This is a genomic window from Variovorax sp. OV700, assembly GCF_900099805.1.
In the GTDB taxonomy this organism is placed as follows: domain Bacteria; phylum Pseudomonadota; class Gammaproteobacteria; order Burkholderiales; family Burkholderiaceae_C; genus Variovorax.
Window position 1 is genome coordinate 477,295 of the sequence record NZ_FNDR01000001.1, and the last position, 14,891, is coordinate 492,185.

Consider the following 14,891-nt stretch of genomic DNA (forward strand, 5'->3'; position numbering starts at 1 on the left):
GTTGTTCCTTCAAGCGATGCCCGATTTTAGGGGGACAAAGTGAACCGCCTCAAGAATGCGGCGCTCGAGTCCGCGGGCGGTTTTATCGATGACGACGAGGGCCTGTCCGCCCCCCGCCGATTGCGTGGGCGCGACGATGCGTCCGCCCACGGCGAGTTGTTCGGTCCAGGCTTCCGGAACCGCTTCGCCGCCCGCCGCGGCGATGATGCCCGCGTACGGAGCGCCCTTGGCATAGCCGACCATGCCGTCACCCAGCATCAGGTGCACCGTTGCCAATCGGAAGTGCCGCAGATTGGTGCGCGCGCGCTCGTGCAGGCCGCGCAGGCGCTCGATGCTGTAGACCTCGGTGGCCACATGGTTCAGCACCGCCGCCTGGTAACCGCAGCCGGTGCCGATTTCCAGCACGCGCCCCAAGCGCTCCTGCGGCTTTCCGGCGAGCGCCGGCGCGCCCAGCAGAAGCTCGATCATCCGAGCCACCACGCTGGGTTTGGAGATGGTCTGGCCCAGCCCGATGGGCAGGCTCGTGTCCTCGTATGCCTGATTGACCAGTGCACTGTCGACGAAGCGATGCCGCTCCACCGCGCCCAATGCGCGCAGCACGCGCAGATCGGAGATGCCCTGGGCGGCAAGTTTCTGCACCATGCGCGCACGCACGGCGTCGGAAGCCATCGAGGGCGTGGTGGGCACCATCGGCTTCGCCGGCACAGCGGGCAACCGCCCTCGCGTGGCGGCTGAAGCAGTGGGTGTCAGGCGAACCGGGAATCCAGGCCGTTGCGTGGCCATGTCAATTGCCGAGACGGGCAACCGTCTCGCGCCATTGCCCCAGGTTGGCATGGTCTGTCAGGTCGATCTGCAGCGGCGTCAATGCGATGTGGCCAGCCGCGGTGGCATGAAAGTCGGTGCCTTCGCCGCTGTCCTTCGCGCTGCCGGCGCCTGCGATCCAGTACATGGTCTCGCCGCGCGGGCTTTCCTGCGTAATGACTTTTTCCGCCGCATGGCGGCGGCCCAGCCGGCACACCTTCATCGGCTTGAGTTCGTCGAAGGGCCGGTTCGGCACATTCACGTTGAGCAGGAACGCGCCGCCATCTAGCATGCGCTCGCGTTCGATCTGCTGCACCAGCCGCCGCGCCACCTGCGCAGCCGCATCAACATGCGCCCACCCTTTTTCGATCTGCGAAAACGCGATGGCCGGAATGCCGAACAGATACGCCTCCATTGCCGCGCCCACGGTGCCCGAATAAATGGTGTCGTCGCCCATGTTGGCGCCGTTGTTGATGCCGGACACCACCAGATCGGGCCGGTAGTCGAGCAGCCCCTTCAGCGCGATGTGCACGCAGTCGGCCGGCGTGCCTGTCACATAGCGAAAACCGTTGTGTGCCTTGTGTACGTAGAGCGGTGCCGCCAGCGTGAGTGCATTCGACTTGGCGCTGTTGTTGTGCTCGGGTGCAACCACCTCGACATCGGCGATGTCTTTCAGAGCGTCGTGCAATGCGACGATGCCTGGTGCCTGAAAGCCATCGTCATTGGAAATAAGTATCTTCATGGTGCTTTTCGGTGCCCGGATTGTAGGCGCCGGGTGCGTCGCAGCAGGGACAAGGGCGCCCTGCCGCGCCCCCTATCATCGCCTCGCATTCATTGCCCACACACGACTGATTCAAAGGAGACTCGAGCATGCACGCATGGCTTTGCGAAAACCCCACCGGCGTCGATGCGCTGAACTGGAAAGAACTGCCCACACCGGTGCCAGGTCCGGGCCAGGTGCTGATCGAAATCAAGGCGGCGAGCCTCAATTTTCCCGACCTGCTGATCGTCCAGAACAAATACCAGATGAAGCCGCCGCTGCCCTTCGTCCCGGGTTCTGAATACGCCGGCGTTGTCCAGGCGGTGGGTGAAGGCGTCACACATCTGAAGGTGGGACAGAACGTGGCGTGCCTCTCGGGTACGGGCGGGTTTGCAACCCACACACTGGCCCCGGCCGCGCTTTGCATGCCGCTGCCGGAAGGCTTCGGCCACGTCGATGCGGCGGCTTTCATCATGATCTATGCCACCTCATGGCATGCATTGATGGACCGCGCGCAATTGAAGGCCGGAGAAACCGTGCTCGTCCTCGGCGCCGCTGGCGGTGTGGGCACCGCGGCCATCCAGATTGCAAAGGCGGCGGGTGCCAAAGTAATAGCAGCGGCTTCGACCGACGAGAAATGCGAGCTCTGCCGCTCCATTGGCGCCGACGCCACAATCAACTACACGACGCATGCGCTTCCGGGCGGGTTTCGCGACGCCATCAAGGCCGCGACCGACGGCAAGGGGCCCGATGTCATTTACGACCCGGTGGGCGGCGAGTTCGCGGAGCCGGCATTTCGTTCGATTGCATGGCGCGGGCGCTATTTGGTCGTTGGCTTTGCTTCGGGCCCGATTCCGTCGCTGCCATTGAATCTGACGCTGTTGAAAGGTGCGTCGCTGGTCGGCGTGTTCTGGGGCGATTTCGCCAAGCGCGAGCCCAAGGCCAATGCGCAAATGATGGCCGAATTGGCCCACTGGTACGGCCAGGGAAAGATCAAGCCCGTCATCGACAGCACCATGCCGATGGCGCAATTGAAAGCCGCCTATGCCCATATGGGCTCGCGCGGCGTCAAAGGAAAACTCGTGATGGTGAACTGAGCGCACCGCCCGCACCGGCTCCTCAGGCAATAAAAAAGCCCGCGCATGCGGGCTTTTTTTCGGGCGGAGGCTCGTCAGACGCTTACTTGATCTCGAATTCGGTCAGCGACTTGCCGGCGGCCAATGCTTCGGTGACCCAGCGCGGCTTGCGGCCACGGCCGCCGGACCAGGTTTCGCCGGTCGGGCCGCGGTATTTGGCCGCTGCCTTGGCGGCGGGAACCCCGGCGCTGCGCTTGACCGAAGCGCCGCGTGCGGTCAGTTTCAGGTCAGAAGCCGTCAAACCGTATTCGGCGATCTTTCTGCGCACATCTTCAATGATGCCAGCGCGCTCTTCGTTGCGAAGGTCTTCGGCCTGCTTGCGCAATTGCGCAATCTGCTCGTCGTACTTCTTGATCTGAGAATTGATATCGGCAAGGGTCGAAGCCATTTTGGACTCCTGAAAATTGGAAACGGGCGGATTTTAATTCAATTCCAATTTAAAACAAGCAGGCTGTGACGAGAAAAAGGCGCCGGCACGCACGGATTGCGGCAGCGCACAACCCAAAACTCGCCCGCGCGGACGTTTTATGGAACAAAAAGGAAGGGGGAGACTCTAGGGCACCGGCGAAAGCGGTAGCTGGAAATGACAACGCCGGGGCGGGCCCGGCGTAGTGGTTTCCATGGACGCTATTGCGCAATAGCAGTCGGGAAAGAATTTTTGGGGTGGCTGATGGGACTCGAACCCACGACGACCAGAATCACAATCTGGGACTCTACCAGCTGAGCTACAGCCACCGCAGAGCCCGCAATTGTAGCGGTAAAAATGGCTGTTTTCGCTACTCCCGCAGGTACGGACCGCTGAAAATCTTCTTATCCCGCTGCCAAGGGGCCGGCTGGCGCGGCCTCCTTGATCTTGATGGAGCCGTCCGGCCGCTCGCAGGTTCCGATCAGCAGCCCGCTCGCAAGCGCATGCTCGCGCAGCGCATTGAAGACCTCGTCGCGCCCCGGTGTGGCAGAAAACAACGGCGCGCCGCCAAGCGCAAATATCTGGAACGCGTAGCGGTGCGCGCCGTGCCCCGGCGGCGGATCGGGTGGCAGCCAGGCCGCCTGCAGCCCGGAGTTGCGTCCGACGTGCAAGCCGGCGGCGCCTCCGTTGCCCGGGCTTGGAATGGCTGCCTCGTCGAGCTTGCCTTCGCTCGGCCGCAGCCCCACCACGATCGCGTGAACCAGCGGATTCGGGGTGGGCGAATCGGCGTCCTCCACCAGCAGTACCAGCGAGGTGGTTTCGGTCGGCAGATCGGCCCATTGCAGCGGCGGCGAGAGCCCTTCGCCATCGGCGGTGTAGCGCGATGGCAGGGGCGCATGGTCCACGAAGGCCACGCTGGTCAGCGCGATCGATGCCATGCCCTGGCGCATGCCCAGCGCATTGAAAACGATCTTGTCCAGGCCCGCGCGCATGCCGTGCAGCGCGTGGCCGATGACTTCAGGCAATTTCTCAAGCATGACGCCGGTATAGCGCTGCGCGGCGCGGCGGCCTGTAGGACGCTACAGCATGCGCGGCATGGCCATCCGCGCCAAAATCCCGGACCACGGTTTCACGGACTTCACGCGGCTTGGCGACTGTATTGCTCCGCTATCATGAATGCCGCTTGCACCGACGGCGCAGGTTCTCCACGCGCTTCCATTTCACCGCCAAAGGATTTTTCATGAGCATCGTCTGGACCATTCTGATCGGGTTCATCGTGGGTCTCGTGGCACGCGCCGTCAAGCCCGGCGACGACTCCGCGGGCTTCATCGTGACCACGCTGATCGGCATTGCGGGATCGTTGATCGTGACCTATGTCGGCCAGGCCATGGGCTGGTATACGGCTGGACAAGGTGCGGGCTTCATCGCGTCCGTGCTCGGCGCGATCGTGCTGCTGGTTCTCTACGGCCTGATCAAGCGCAAGAGCTAGTAGCAGCACGGCAGGTGGTGCGGACCGTGCCGCGCAAGCCAAGAGCCAAGCATCACGTCTATGTGGTCGAGTTGGACGACCGCGTATGGAATCACGGCCGCTTCAGGCGCGCCAATCCCGGCTACCAGCTCGGCAAGCCCTTTGTGTATGTGGGAATGACCGGGCTCGACCCGGACATCCGCTTCGACAAGCACAAGGCCGGCATCCAGGCCAACAGCTTCGTCCAGGCGTTCGGCGTACGGCTCCTGCCCTCCCTTTACGAACGCTACAACCCCCTGAGCTACGAGGACGCGCGATCGAGGGAGGTCGAGCTTGGCATCGCGCTGCGCAAGAGCGGCTACGGCGTCTGGCAGGCCTGAGACCAGCGGCCTCCCCACGCCAGGCCAGTGCCCTCGTCAGGAGTAGGTCACCCAGCCTTCGTAGGCCGGGCCGTCCAGGTGCGGCAGCGTGTTGTACGTCACTAGCATGTGGCGCTTGGGCGTGAAAGCAAACTCGGTCACCGAGGTATTGCGGATGCGGAGATTGAGTTCGATCGTGGTTTCAGGGCTCGTGCCAAGCACATGGCCGACGGCCGTGCTGATCGGTCCGCCGCTGGACACCACAAGCACCTTGGCGCCGTGGTGGCGGTCGCGCACATGGTCGAGCGCCGCCGTCACGCCGGCCAGAAAATCGACATAGCTCGGCATGCCGGCAGGCTGGGTCTTGCCCTGCATCCAGGCGCCCAGGCCATCGCGCAAGAGGCGAAAGTGGTGCCGGTACATCTCGGGCGAATCGGGCTTCTCGAGCTTGCCTTCGTGAATGGTGGCAATGAGCGCTTCGCTGTCGTACTCGTTGAGCCCAGGCCAAGGGAGCACGTCGTCGCGCTGGAGGCCAAGCCCTTCGGCAATGCCCTCCCAGGTCTGGCGATGGCGCTTCAGCGTGCCGGTGATCACGGCATCGAAATGCATGCCGCGCTCGCGCCAGTATTCGCCGAGGCGCACCGACTGCCTGTGCCCGAGCTCGCTCAGGTTGTCATAGTCGGCGGCGCCGAAGCTGGCCTGGCCGTGGCGCACGAGATAGAGGGTTCCCATGAAACGGATTCTGGCAACAAGCGCATGGCGCGCTTGTCCCACGTGCGACGGCGCGCCGGGTCAGCGACCCGAACGCGACACCGCGTGCATCACCGGGCCGCCGCGGGCAGCGTATCCGCCGGCTTCGGCACCAGAATCTCGGCCTTGAAACGTTCCTTGAGCAAGTTGTAGTACGCGAGTTCTTCCGCCGCCGTGACCGATTGGCCGACCTGCGCGTTTTCCTGCTGAGCCTGCTCCGGCGCCGACGGCGTGCGTGGAACGACCTTGGTCACCCGCACCACCGCATAACCCTGGGTGCCCAGGTCCACGCCCACCAGTGCGGGCAGCTTGGCCGCGTCGGCGCGCAGCGCGGCGTCGATGACCGAAATGGGTTGGTTCTGTGCTTCGCGGCGCGACACCGTGACCGGCGCGCCGAACGTTGCACCGTCGGCCTTCGCGGTCCAGGCAGCGAGCTTGGCTTCTCCCTCGGCCTTGGCCATGACCGCGGCGCGCTCGGTGACGAGTTGCGCACGGATCTTGTCCTTGACTTCGGCCAGGGGCATCGGATGCGCAGGCGTGTATTTGTTCACGCGGCCTGCCGCGAGCTGGCTGGAACCGACCTCGGTCGCCTCGGTGTTCTGCTTGCGCTCCAGCGAGTCGGCCGCGAACAGTGCGTTCAGGAAATTGCGATTTGCCAGCACGCCAGTAACGCCGGGTGCAGGCGTGCGCGCAACGTTGTTTGCCGTCTGGATCGTGAGCTTCAGCTTTTCGGCCGCGGGCTTGAGACTGTCCGGCTGCTGATAGACCGCATCGGTGAAGGCTTCCGCGGCCTTGGCAAATTCCTGCGTGGCCTGCTGCGCACGAACCTCGTTCTCGATGGTGGCACGCACCTGCTCGAACGGCGGCACCACGGCCGGCTTGATGTCGGCCAGGCGGATGATGTGATAGCCGAACTCGGTTTCGATCACGTCGCTGATGTCGCCCTTCTTGAGCGCGAACATCGCGTCTTCGAAAGGCTTGACCATTGCACCGCGCGTCACGAAGTCGAGGTCGCCGCCCTTCTCCGCCGACCCGGGGTCTTGCGAATTCTTGCGCGCAACGTCGGCAAAGGTGGCGGGCGCCTTCTTCACTTCGGCCAGCAGTTGCTCCGCCTTGGCTTTCGCCTTGGCGCGATCGGCCGCCGATGCGCTGGCCGGCGCGGTGATCAGGATGTGGCTGGCGCGGCGCTCTTCCTTGGTGCCGAAGCGCGCCGTGTTCTGTTCGTAGTAGGTCTTGAGATCGGCCTCGTTGACCGAGACGTTCTTCTTGGCCGCCTCCAGGTCGAGCACGAGGTACTCGATACTGGCCTGCTCGGGCGACTGGAACTGCGCCGTGTGGGCCTTGTAGTAGGTCTCGATGTCGGCATCGCTGACCGTCACCTTCGGCGCAAAGCTTTCGGGGGTAAAGCGTGCGATCTGGATCTCGCGCCTGTCATAGAAGGCATTGATCGTGGCCGCGGCCAGTGCGGGCGGCGTGAACGCCGTGCCCGAGATACCCAACAGCACCTGCTGCGTGGCCAGGTCGGCGCGCATTGCGGCTTCGTACTGCTCGGGGGTGCGTCCCGTCACGCGCTGGAAGGTCTCGCGGTCGAACTTGCCGTCCGGCGTACGGAATGCGGCAAGTCCTGCATCCTGTGCAAAGAGTCGCGTCAAGCGCTCTTCGGAAACCGTCACATTCGACTTGGCCGCCGCCGCGGCCAGCACGCGATCGCGCACCATGCGCTCCAGCGTGCCGTAACGCATCACGTCGGATTCAAGCAGCGCCGCATCGACATTCGGCGACTGCTGGCGGATGCGGTCGCTTTCGATGCGATGCTGCGCATCCCACTCGGGCCGGGTGATGTTGTTGCCGTCGACACGCGCAACCTTTTCGTCGCCGGAGCCCTGGTAGCGCTCCACGCCAAAAAGGACGAACGAGGGAATGATCAGCAAGAACAAGAAAATCAGGACGATCTTGTTGTACCTGCGGAAGAAATCAAACATGCTTGAACACTCTTTTGCGACGGATGTCGGACGGCAATAAAAAAGGCGAACCAGTGTTCGCCTTTGCATCGGGTGGTGGTGGGTGCTGAGGGGCTCGAACCCCCGACCTACGCCTTGTAAGGGCGCCGCTCTACCAGCTGAGCTAAGCACCCCACCGGGAATACTCTCCGAGTCTACGTCTTAGTTCAGCGCGTCTTTCAACGCCTTGCCTGGACGGAACTTCGGAATCTTGGCGGCCTTGATTTTAATCGCGTCGCCGGTGCGTGGATTGCGACCGGTGCGGGCGGCGCGTTTACCGACTGCGAAAGTGCCGAAACCGACGAGCGACACGGAGCCGCCTTTTTTGAGCGTGGTGCGAATCGCGCCGATGGTGGATTCAAGCGCGCGGGTAGCGGCTGCCTTGGAAATATCGGCGTTTTTTGCGATGTGCTCAATCAGTTCGGTCTTGTTCACAAGGGCCCCTTGTCGAAGAAATAAAGTTTGTCGGCTTTCGTCAGCTGCGAGCTGGCCGCGAAACGACGCGACTCACAAAGCCTGGCAGGACTGACGCCTCGGCAGCGCGCTGCCAGCGAGGATTACAACCACTGGTCTGCAGGGTGTCAATACGACACGAGGCCATGCAGAACAGCGGAGCGCGCGATTTTAGGGGCGTTTCATGAAGCCGAATTTCAAATGGCTTCGGCAATGGCCTTGCCGAGGTCGCTGGTGCTCGCGTTACCCCCGATGTCGGGGGTGCGCGGTGCTCCGCTTTGGGGCGCCAGCACTTTTTCGATGGTGGAGAGGACGGCGTCATGCGCATCCTTGTGGCCCAGGAACTCGAGCATCATGGCGCCGCACCAGATCTGTCCGATGGGATTGGCGATGCCCTTGCCGGCGATGTCGGGCGCCGAGCCGTGCACCGGCTCGAACAGCGACGGCGTGGTGCGCTCCGGGTTGAGATTGGCGCTGGGGGCAATGCCGATGGTGCCGGTGCACGCCGGGCCCAGGTCGGACAGGATGTCGCCGAACAGGTTGCTTGCCACCACCACGTCGAAGAAGTCGGGCCGCTGCACGAAGTGCGCGGTGAGGATGTCGATGTGAAACTTGTCCAGCTTCACGCCCGGGTAGTTCTTCGCCATCTCGGCCACGCGCTCATCCCAATATGGCATGGTGATCGAGATGCCGTTCGACTTGGTGGCGCTGGTCAGGTGCTTCTTGGGTCGCGACTGCGCCAGCTCGAAAGCGAACTTGAGCACGCGGTCGACGCCCACGCGCGACATGACCGTCTCTTGCACCACGATCTCGCGCGGCGTGCCTTCGTACATGCGTCCGCCAATGCTCGAATATTCGCCTTCGGTGTTTTCGCGCACGATGTACATGTCGATCTCGCCGGGTTGGCGCGGCGTGCCGTCGCGCCGCACCACGGGGGCCGTGATGCCGGGCATCAGCCGAGCGGGACGCAGGTTGACGTACTGGTCGAACTCGCGGCGGAACAAGAGCAGCGAGCCCCAGAGCGACACGTGGTCGGCAATTTTCTCGGGCCAGCCGACTGCGCCGAAATAGATTGCGTCGTGCCTCCCGATCTGGTCCTTCCAGTTGTCGGGCAGCATCTTGCCGTGCTTCTCGCAGTAGTCCCAGCTCGAAAAGTCGAAGTGGTCGAACTTCAGGTCGATGCCGAACTTGCGTGCCGCGGCATCCATCACGCGCAGCCCTTCGGGCATAGTTTCCTTGCCGATGCCGTCGCCGGCGATGACTGCGATTCTGTGAGTGGTCATGATCTGGTTCCTTCTTGCTGGAGAGGGGTGAAAAACTGGAGTGCCTCGGCGAGCAGCTCGCCAGGGGCTTCTTCCGGAACGTAGTGGCCGCACGGCAATGCGCGGCCCGAGACCTGAAGTGCGCGCTCGCGCCACAGCGCCAGCACGTCGAAGCAGCGGCCCACCGCGCCGTGCTCGCCCCACAGCACGCGCAGCGGTTGCGCGAGCCGCTGGCCGGCGGCCACGTCGGCGCGGTCGTGCGCCAGGTCGACGGTGGCGGAGGCGCGGTAGTCGCCGCAGATGGATTCGGCCGTGCCTGGGATGCCGGCGCAGCGCTCGTACTCGGCCAGCACTTGGGGCGCGAAGGGCGCCAGTCCTGCGTGGCGTCCACCCATCACGTTGCGCACGTAGCGCACCGGATCGGAGGCGATCAGCGACTCCGGCAGCGGCGGAGGCTGGATCAGGAAAAACCAGTGCCAGTAAGCGCGGGCAAACGCCTCGGTGGTGTTCTCGTACATCGAGAGCGTGGGCGCGATGTCGAGAAGCATCATGCGGTCGACGGCCGCCGCATGGTCGGCGGCCAGCCGGTGCGCAACCCGCGCACCGCGGTCATGGGCCAGCACGCCGAAGCGCTCGAAGCCGTGGTGCCGCATGGCGGCGAGCGCATCGAGCGCCATCTCGCGCTTGCTGTAGGCCACGTGATCGTCATCGTCCGCGGGGCGGCCGGAGTCGCCGTAGCCGCGAAGGTCGAGCGCCACCACGGTGAATTGCTCGGCCAGCGCCGGCGCCACGCGATGCCAGATGAGGTGCGTCTGCGGATGGCCGTGCAAGAGCAGCAAAGGAGCGCCGCGCCCGCCGATGCGGCCATGCACGCGCACGCCGTTGCGCTCGATGCCGAATTCCGGAAAGTCGAAAAATGAAGCAGTCACGCGGCCAATTGTGCGTTGCGCTCCGTCGGCCATCAAGCAACAATCAGCCAATTCATACTTTCCAATTTGGCATGAATCCATTGTCGATGGACCGAAGCGATCTGGAGCTGGTGGTCGCCATACGCGACCAGGGAAGCCTCGCGGGCGCATCCGCCACGCTCGACGTCGTGCCTTCCGTGGTCACCAAGCGGCTTGGCGCGCTCGAGGCCAGGCTGGGCCAGCGATTGTTCGAACGCACCACGCGCCGGCTCAGCGTGACGGCCGAGGGTGAGGCCATCTGCCTGCACGCCAAGACGCTGCTCGAAGGTTTTTCGGCGCTTGAAAGCGAACTGGGCGAGCGGCAGAACGACCTGGTCGGCACGATACGGCTGGCCGCCACCTTCGGTTTCGGGCGGCGCTGGCTCGGCCCTGCCCTGGCCACGTTCCAGGCCCGCCACCCCGCGCTGCAGATCGAACTGCTCCTGACCGAGCGGCTCCCCGACCTCGGTGCCGAAGGTTACGACGGCGCGCTGTGGCTCTGGGCCGTGCAGCAACGCCGCGCGGCCGACTGGGTCACGCGACGCATTGCGCGCAATCAGCGCGTGCTTGCCGCATCGCCTGCATATATAGAGCGGCGCGGCATGCCCGCCACCGCCGACGCGCTGGGCGCGCACGACTGCCTGGTGGCACGGGAAAACGGCGAGGTCAACCAGCACCAGTTCGCGCTCTGGACGCTGCGCCATGCGCGCGACGGGAGCACGGCGCGCGTGCGCGTGCAGGGCCCGTTAACGAGCAATTCGGGCGAAATGGTGCGCGACTGGTGCCTTGCCGGCCACGGCATCATGCTGCGCAGCCTCTGGGATATTGCGCCGCAACTGGCCTCCGGCGAACTGGTGCGCGTGCTGCCCCACTACGCCATGCCTGATGCGGACATTCACTGGATTGCGCCCTGGCGTCCCAAGACGCCGCGCCGCGTGCGGCTGCTGCTCGACCACCTGGCGGAACAGTTTCGCGGGGAGCCGTGGAAGCCGGGCAAGGCCGGCTCTCCACGCTGAAAACCGCTGGCTCAGCGCCCGCTGCGCACCACCAGGCTCACACCGATTGCGGTGAGCCCGATGCCGAGCAGCGTTACCAATGTGATCGGTTCGCCGAACAGCAGCCATGCCATCACCGCCGTGCACGGGGGCACCAGGTAGAGCAGGCTCGTCACGGCCGTGGCGGTGCCGCGCTGGATCAGCATGTAGAGCAGCGAACTGCCACCAAGCGACAGCGCCAGCACCGACCACGCCATGGCGCCGATCGAGTGCGCGTTCCACTCGATGCCCTGCGCTTCCATCGCCGCAAAGGGCAAGGACACGAGCAACGCAGCCGCCATCTGCACGGCGCTTGCGCTGCGAACGTCGCAGGGCGCGACGAAGCGCTTTTGATACAGCGTGCCCGCGGTGATCGAAAGGAGGGCCATGACTGCAAGCCCCATGGTCAGCGCGCTGACTTCGGCACCCTGCCCGAACTTGCGCGACACCACGAGCACGAGGCCCGCAAAGCCAAGAACCAGCCCCGCCCATTGGCGCTGCGCAATGCGCCCGCCGTTGAATGACAGCCAGATGGCGGTCAGCACCGGCTGAATGCCGACCAGCAGGGCCACCAGCCCCGCACCCATGCCCGCATGCACGGCAGCCCAGACGCCCCCCAGATAGCCCGCCTGCATCAGCACGCCCGTAAACGCAAGATGGCCCCACTGCGCGCGCTCCTTTGGCCAGGCGACCCGCGCGAGCGCGACCCAGATGCCAAAGCACACGAGACAGAGCGCATAGCGTACGGCCAGGAACTTGAGTGGCGGCGCGTAGGGCATGCCATAGCGCGCAACGATGAAGCCCGTACTCCATATGAGCACGAAGACCACCGGCATTGCCCGTAGCCAGCCCGCGTTGCGGGCCGCAGCCACGCTCATTTCGCGCGGGCCCGGATTTCGGGGATGGCCTTCTGGAGGTAATAGACCATCGACCAGATGGTCAGCACGGCCGAGATCCAGATCAGCCACCGGCCCCACAACCCGGTGTCGATGATCTTGAAGAGCTGTCCGTCATAGAGCAGGAACGGAATCGCGACCATCTGCACCGTGGTCTTCACTTTGCCGATCATGTGGACCGCCACGCTCTTGCTGGCGCCGATCTGCGCCATCCATTCGCGCAGGGCCGAGATGGCTATCTCGCGGCCGATAATGATCAACGCCACGAACACATCGGCGCGCTGCAAGTGAACCAGCACCAGCAACGAGGCGCAAACCAGGAACTTGTCGGCCACCGGATCGAGAAAGGCGCCGAAGGCAGAGGTCTGGTTGAGCTTGCGCGCCAGGAAGCCGTCGAGCCAGTCGGTGGCGGCAAAGACGATGAACATCACCGTGGCAATCAGATTGCGCATCGGCTCGGCCATTGGCAGGTAGAACACACCAACGATCAATGGAATCGCGACGATGCGCGTCCAGGTCATGATGGTCGGGAGGGTCCAGAACATGCGGGCGATTGTGTCATGCACGCGTGACGGCCAGAAAGCCAGGGGCAATCGGCCTCAATGCAACGCGCGATAAATTTCCTCGGCCAGATCGGTGGCAATGCCTTCGACCGATGCGATGTCCTCGACGCTGGCCGCCGCCACGCCGCGGATTCCGCCAAAACGCTGCAGCAGGCGCGCCCGGCGTTTCGGCCCGATGCCCGGAATGTCTTCGAGCTGGCTGCCGCCCACGCGCACCTTCGCGCGCTTGGCGCGCATGCCAGTGATGGCGAAGCGGTGCGCCTCGTCGCGAATCTGCGCCACCAGCATCAGCGCCGCGGAATCCTTGCCCAGGTAGACCTTCTCGCGGCCGTCGGCGAACACCAGTTCCTCGAGCCCGACCTTGCGGCCTTCGCCCTTCTCGACACCCACGATGAGCGACAGCGCCAGGCCCAGTTCACTGAACACCTCGCGCGCCATCGACACCTGGCCCTTGCCGCCGTCCACCAGCACCAGGTCGGGCATGCGCGCCGCCCTGGTCTTGGGGGGCGCATCGCTGCCCACGCCACCAGCATCGCCCATGGGCGGCGCGTCGGTCTCGGCTGCCATCGCCTCGGCCAGCTTGCCGTAGCGGCGGTGCAGCACCTGGCGCATGGCGGCGTAGTCGTCGCCGGGGGTGATGCCCTCGATGTTGTAGCGGCGATATTCGCGGTTCTGCATCGTGTGGCGCTCGAACACCACGCAGGAAGCCTGGGTGGCCTCGCCCGCGGTGTGCGAGATGTCGAAGCATTCAACGCGGAAGTTGTCCAGGTCGTCGGGTGCGAGCTCGAGTGCATCGGCCAGCGCGCGTGTGCGCGCCTGCTGCGAACCTTCTTCGGCCAACAGCCGCGCCAGTTGCAGGCCGGCATTGGTCTCGGCCATTTCGAGCCAGTGCCGGCGCTGCTCGCGCGGCTGGAACACGGCCGTCACGCGCGCGCCGGCCTGCTGCGAAATCGCCTCGATCAACTCGCGGCCCACAAGATGACTCAGCACCAGAGTGGCGGGCACCGGCACGTCGATGTAATGCTGGGCGATGAAGGCTTCGAGCACCTGCACCTCGATCGAATCGGCCGGCACGGGCGCCACGCCTTCCTCGGCGTCGAGCTCGCCGTGGTGGATTTGCGCAGCGTCTTCCACGTGCACGGGAAAATAGGCCCGGTCGCCCAGGTGTCGGCCGCCGCGCACCATCGCCAAGTTGACGCAGGCCTTGCCGCCCTGCACCTTGACGGCGAGGATGTCCACGTCCTTGTCCGAAGCGATCTCGATCGACTGCTGGTGCAGCACGCGCGAGATCGCCGACATCTGGTTGCGCAGCTCGGCGGCTTGTTCGAATTCGAGCTTCTCGGCGTGCCCGGTCATGCGCGATTCCAGCTTCGACAGCACCAGCTGGGTGTCGCCCATCAAGAAGGCTTCGGCGCTGGCCACGTCCTGCGCATAGGCCTCGGGCGTGATGTAGCCCACGCAGGGCCCGGTGCAGCGCTTGATCTGGTACAGCAGGCAGGGCCGCGTGCGATTGGCGTACACCGTGTCTTCGCAGGTGCGCAGCTTGAACACTTTCTGCAGCAGCTGGATCGACTCCTTCACCGCCCAGGCGCTGGGGTAAGGCCCGAAGTAGCGGTGCTTCTTGTCGACCGCGCCGCGGTAGTAGGCCAGGCGGGGAAACTCGTGCGAGGCGATCTTCAAGTAGGGGTAGCTCTTGTCGTCGCGAAACAGGATGTTGTAGCGCGGCTTGAGCGTCTTGATGAGATTGTTCTCGAGCAGCAGCGCCTCGGCCTCGGAGCGCACCACCGTGGTCTCCATGCGCACGATCTTCGAGATCATGTGGCCGATGCGCGTGCCGCCGTGGCTCTTCTGAAAATAGTTGGCAACCCGCTTCTTGAGGTTGCGCGCCTTGCCCACGTAGAGCACCGCGCCCGCCGCATCGAAATAGCGGTAGACGCCCGGCAGCTGCGGCAGGGCCGCGACTTCGCTGAGCAATTGATCGGAATGCACGTCTGACATGGCGGCTATTGTGGCGCGCGGGCGAGGCGGCGGCCGGCACGGCCACCGTCGCCTATTC

Annotated in this window: 16 protein-coding genes and 2 tRNA genes; 4 read left to right on the forward strand and 14 right to left on the reverse strand. The window is 64.6% G+C overall.

Going from position 1 to position 14,891, the window contains the following annotated elements; genetic code table 11:
* Positions 1 to 9: 9 nt before the first annotated feature.
* Complete coding sequence (locus tag BLR24_RS02180; RefSeq protein ID WP_093011917.1) at positions 10 to 783, reverse strand: protein-L-isoaspartate(D-aspartate) O-methyltransferase; 774 nt, start codon at positions 781 to 783, stop codon at positions 10 to 12.
* Position 784: 1 nt separating this feature from the next.
* The gene (gene surE / locus BLR24_RS02185; RefSeq protein ID WP_093011920.1) at positions 785 to 1,543 is read right to left on the reverse strand and encodes a 5'/3'-nucleotidase SurE; all 759 of its coding nucleotides are present in this window, start codon (positions 1,541 to 1,543) and stop codon (positions 785 to 787) included.
* Between the two features lie 128 nt (positions 1,544 to 1,671).
* Between surE and BLR24_RS02190 the strand changes: the two genes are divergently transcribed.
* Complete coding sequence (locus tag BLR24_RS02190) at positions 1,672 to 2,658, forward strand: NADPH:quinone oxidoreductase family protein (RefSeq protein ID WP_093011923.1); 987 nt, start codon at positions 1,672 to 1,674, stop codon at positions 2,656 to 2,658.
* Between the two features lie 82 nt (positions 2,659 to 2,740).
* Here BLR24_RS02190 and BLR24_RS02195 read toward each other — a convergent pair whose 3' ends face one another.
* From BLR24_RS02195 to BLR24_RS02205, 3 genes are all read right to left on the reverse strand, one after another.
* Positions 2,741 to 3,085: an H-NS histone family protein gene (locus tag BLR24_RS02195; protein ID WP_093011925.1), complete on the reverse strand. Its 345-nt coding sequence runs from the start codon at positions 3,083 to 3,085 to the stop codon at positions 2,741 to 2,743.
* A gap of 271 nt (positions 3,086 to 3,356) precedes the next feature.
* Positions 3,357 to 3,432, reverse strand: a tRNA-His gene (locus BLR24_RS02200).
* 75 nt (positions 3,433 to 3,507) lie between these two features.
* On the reverse strand, positions 3,508 to 4,140 hold the full coding sequence (locus BLR24_RS02205) for a YbhB/YbcL family Raf kinase inhibitor-like protein (RefSeq protein ID WP_093011927.1): 633 nt from the start codon (positions 4,138 to 4,140) through the stop codon (positions 3,508 to 3,510).
* A gap of 203 nt (positions 4,141 to 4,343) precedes the next feature.
* On the opposite strand from BLR24_RS02205, the gene BLR24_RS02210 reads away from it, so the two are divergent.
* Entirely contained in the window at positions 4,344 to 4,592 is a 249-nt protein-coding gene (locus BLR24_RS02210; RefSeq protein WP_093011929.1) for a GlsB/YeaQ/YmgE family stress response membrane protein, read from the forward strand.
* Positions 4,593 to 4,618: 26 nt separating this feature from the next.
* On the forward strand, positions 4,619 to 4,951 hold the full coding sequence (locus BLR24_RS02215) for a hypothetical protein (protein WP_093012761.1): 333 nt from the start codon (positions 4,619 to 4,621) through the stop codon (positions 4,949 to 4,951).
* A 36-nt stretch (positions 4,952 to 4,987) separates the two neighbouring features.
* Here the strand turns inward: BLR24_RS02215 and BLR24_RS02220 are convergent, their stop codons facing one another.
* The 6 genes from BLR24_RS02220 to BLR24_RS02245 all read right to left on the reverse strand — a co-directional run bounded on the left by BLR24_RS02220 (position 4,988) and on the right by BLR24_RS02245 (position 10,324).
* Positions 4,988 to 5,662, reverse strand: a complete 675-nt coding sequence (locus BLR24_RS02220; protein WP_093011931.1) for a histidine phosphatase family protein — start codon at positions 5,660 to 5,662, stop codon at positions 4,988 to 4,990.
* Between the two features lie 89 nt (positions 5,663 to 5,751).
* A complete protein-coding gene (locus BLR24_RS02225) occupies positions 5,752 to 7,662 on the reverse strand; it encodes a SurA N-terminal domain-containing protein (RefSeq protein WP_093011933.1) in 1,911 nt (636 codons plus the stop codon).
* A 76-nt stretch (positions 7,663 to 7,738) separates the two neighbouring features.
* Positions 7,739 to 7,814 (reverse strand) — tRNA-Val (locus BLR24_RS02230).
* Positions 7,815 to 7,842: 28 nt separating this feature from the next.
* On the reverse strand, positions 7,843 to 8,115 hold the full coding sequence (locus BLR24_RS02235; protein ID WP_007830705.1) for an HU family DNA-binding protein: 273 nt from the start codon (positions 8,113 to 8,115) through the stop codon (positions 7,843 to 7,845).
* A gap of 215 nt (positions 8,116 to 8,330) precedes the next feature.
* On the reverse strand, positions 8,331 to 9,416 hold the full coding sequence (locus BLR24_RS02240) for a tartrate dehydrogenase (protein ID WP_093011935.1): 1,086 nt from the start codon (positions 9,414 to 9,416) through the stop codon (positions 8,331 to 8,333).
* On the reverse strand, positions 9,413 to 10,324 hold the full coding sequence (locus BLR24_RS02245; protein ID WP_093012764.1) for an alpha/beta fold hydrolase: 912 nt from the start codon (positions 10,322 to 10,324) through the stop codon (positions 9,413 to 9,415). Before BLR24_RS02245 ends, BLR24_RS02240 begins: the two co-directional genes overlap by 4 nt.
* Positions 10,325 to 10,410: 86 nt before the next feature.
* Here BLR24_RS02245 and BLR24_RS02250 point away from each other — a divergent pair, with 86 nt between their 5' ends.
* Positions 10,411 to 11,358 carry a LysR substrate-binding domain-containing protein gene (locus BLR24_RS02250; protein WP_175543143.1) on the forward strand — a complete coding sequence of 316 codons (948 nt, stop codon included), beginning with the start codon at positions 10,411 to 10,413 and terminating at the stop codon, positions 11,356 to 11,358.
* An 11-nt stretch (positions 11,359 to 11,369) separates the two neighbouring features.
* Here BLR24_RS02250 and BLR24_RS02255 read toward each other — a convergent pair whose 3' ends face one another.
* The 3 genes from BLR24_RS02255 to uvrC are packed head-to-tail and all read right to left on the reverse strand — an operon-like array spanning position 11,370 to position 14,833.
* Positions 11,370 to 12,254 carry a DMT family transporter gene (locus tag BLR24_RS02255; protein WP_093011939.1) on the reverse strand — a complete coding sequence of 295 codons (885 nt, stop codon included), beginning with the start codon at positions 12,252 to 12,254 and terminating at the stop codon, positions 11,370 to 11,372.
* Positions 12,251 to 12,817, reverse strand: coding sequence for a CDP-diacylglycerol--glycerol-3-phosphate 3-phosphatidyltransferase (pgsA, locus tag BLR24_RS02260; protein WP_093011941.1), 567 nt, complete (start codon positions 12,815 to 12,817; stop codon positions 12,251 to 12,253). The genes BLR24_RS02255 and pgsA overlap by 4 nt, the downstream gene beginning before the upstream one ends.
* A 54-nt stretch (positions 12,818 to 12,871) precedes the next feature.
* Entirely contained in the window at positions 12,872 to 14,833 is a 1,962-nt protein-coding gene (gene uvrC, locus BLR24_RS02265) for an excinuclease ABC subunit UvrC (protein WP_093011943.1), read from the reverse strand.
* Positions 14,834 to 14,891: the final 58 nt, after the last annotated feature.

What these genes read in the sequence shown, in the direction of transcription:
- BLR24_RS02190 (WP_093011923.1), top strand. Translation starts at nt 1,672, where the DNA reads ATGCACGCATGGCTTTGCGAAAACCCCACCGGCGTCGATGCGCTGAAC.
- BLR24_RS02220 (WP_093011931.1), bottom strand. Translation starts at nt 5,662, where the DNA reads ATGGGAACCCTCTATCTCGTGCGCCACGGCCAGGCCAGCTTCGGCGCC.
- uvrC (WP_093011943.1), bottom strand. Translation starts at nt 14,833, where the DNA reads ATGTCAGACGTGCATTCCGATCAATTGCTCAGCGAAGTCGCGGCCCTG.
- BLR24_RS02250 (WP_175543143.1), top strand. Translation starts at nt 10,411, where the DNA reads ATGGACCGAAGCGATCTGGAGCTGGTGGTCGCCATACGCGACCAGGGA.
- BLR24_RS02240 (WP_093011935.1), bottom strand. Translation starts at nt 9,416, where the DNA reads ATGACCACTCACAGAATCGCAGTCATCGCCGGCGACGGCATCGGCAAG.
- BLR24_RS02225 (WP_093011933.1), bottom strand. Translation starts at nt 7,662, where the DNA reads ATGTTTGATTTCTTCCGCAGGTACAACAAGATCGTCCTGATTTTCTTG.
- BLR24_RS02210 (WP_093011929.1), top strand. Translation starts at nt 4,344, where the DNA reads ATGAGCATCGTCTGGACCATTCTGATCGGGTTCATCGTGGGTCTCGTG.
- BLR24_RS02205 (WP_093011927.1), bottom strand. Translation starts at nt 4,140, where the DNA reads ATGCTTGAGAAATTGCCTGAAGTCATCGGCCACGCGCTGCACGGCATG.
- BLR24_RS02195 (WP_093011925.1), bottom strand. Translation starts at nt 3,085, where the DNA reads ATGGCTTCGACCCTTGCCGATATCAATTCTCAGATCAAGAAGTACGAC.
- pgsA (WP_093011941.1), bottom strand. Translation starts at nt 12,817, where the DNA reads ATGTTCTGGACCCTCCCGACCATCATGACCTGGACGCGCATCGTCGCG.
- BLR24_RS02180 (WP_093011917.1), bottom strand. Translation starts at nt 783, where the DNA reads ATGGCCACGCAACGGCCTGGATTCCCGGTTCGCCTGACACCCACTGCT.
- BLR24_RS02255 (WP_093011939.1), bottom strand. Translation starts at nt 12,254, where the DNA reads ATGAGCGTGGCTGCGGCCCGCAACGCGGGCTGGCTACGGGCAATGCCG.
- surE (WP_093011920.1), bottom strand. Translation starts at nt 1,543, where the DNA reads ATGAAGATACTTATTTCCAATGACGATGGCTTTCAGGCACCAGGCATC.